Annotated in this window: 1 protein-coding gene; it reads right to left on the bottom strand. The window is 68.2% G+C overall.

Going from position 1 to position 1,151, the window contains the following annotated elements:
- Nucleotides 1-1,151, bottom strand: a 1,151-nt coding sequence (locus ACFQU4_RS37630; protein ID WP_377502459.1) for an arylsulfatase, incomplete at both ends; no start/stop codon positions are given.

Here is a 1,151-nt window from a genome sequence, read left to right as displayed (position 1 = left end):
TCGAGATCGAAGAACTGTTCGATCCCCCTCGCGGAAGCCCAGAGATACTTGCGCTTCCCGTCGGTGACCCACTGCAGCGACTGCCCGAAATGGGTGTGCTCGCCGTGGATCTCGCCGCGCCAGACCTCGGGCGCCGCACCGCCCGCGGCGAACGGGACCAGGCTGGCGCCGTCCACCGTGTCGGGGATCTCGACGCCGGCGAAGTCGAGCACGGTCGGCATGATGTCGCGCAGCTCGGTCACTTCGGTGATCACCTGGCCCTGCGGCGCGTCGGGGGCGAACCGCGGCGCCGGCCGGACGATCAGCGGTACGTGAGCGCTGCCCTCGAAGCCGACCGACTTCCGGTACATCTCGTGATCACCCATCATGTCGCCGTGATCGGAGGTGAAGATGATCACCGTGTCGTCGAGCAGTTCGAAGTCGGCCAGCCCCTCGAACAGCCGGTTCAGCTGCATGTCGATGTGGGTGATCAACCCGTAGTAGCCGGTCACGGTCCGATGGTGGGTCTCCGGATCGAGCCGACCGAACTTGGTCTGGTGATAGTTGTCGGGCTCGCGGAACTCCTCGAAGGCCGAGGCCCACTCGCCGCGCGGCGGGTCGACCCGCGGCCGGTTGATGTACTGGTCCCAGGCCCACTGCGGCGGGTTGAACGGCGCGTGCGGCCGATGGAACGAGACATAGCTGAAGAACGGAACGGTCGGGTCGCGCCGCTGCAGCCAGTCCAGCGTCTCGTGCACCACCCAGTTGGTCGGGTGCAGATACTCGTCCCGGTTCCACGGCATCGCGAGCTGGGAGTTGCAGCCGAGCCCGTCGTCGAAGTAGTCCGAGTGCGGATCCTGGCCCGGCTGGCGGCGCAGCCAGGTCAGGTAGTCGTCGTTGGCCTCGAGATGCCGGCCGCCGGCCCGCCGGCCGAAGTGCAGAAACCCGTCGTGCAGCCGTACGTCGTCGAAGCCGCACCGGGACCGCTCCGGGAACACGTGCATCTTGCCGACCGCCTGGGTCTGGTAACCATGATCACGCAGCACCCCCTGCATGGTCACCGGATGCGCCTCGGTGAACGGCACCCCGTCGCGGTAGCCGTAGCGCCCGTGCCGCTCCGGCGACTGCCCCGTGAACAGCGCGACCCGGGCCGGCACACAGGTCGGGGTCGC

This window comes from Microlunatus sp. GCM10028923 (genome assembly GCF_042666975.1).
Classification (GTDB): domain Bacteria; phylum Actinomycetota; class Actinomycetes; order Propionibacteriales; family Propionibacteriaceae; genus Microlunatus.
Note: the sequence above shows the minus strand (reverse complement) of the source record. Positions and strands in the feature narration are given on the sequence as shown.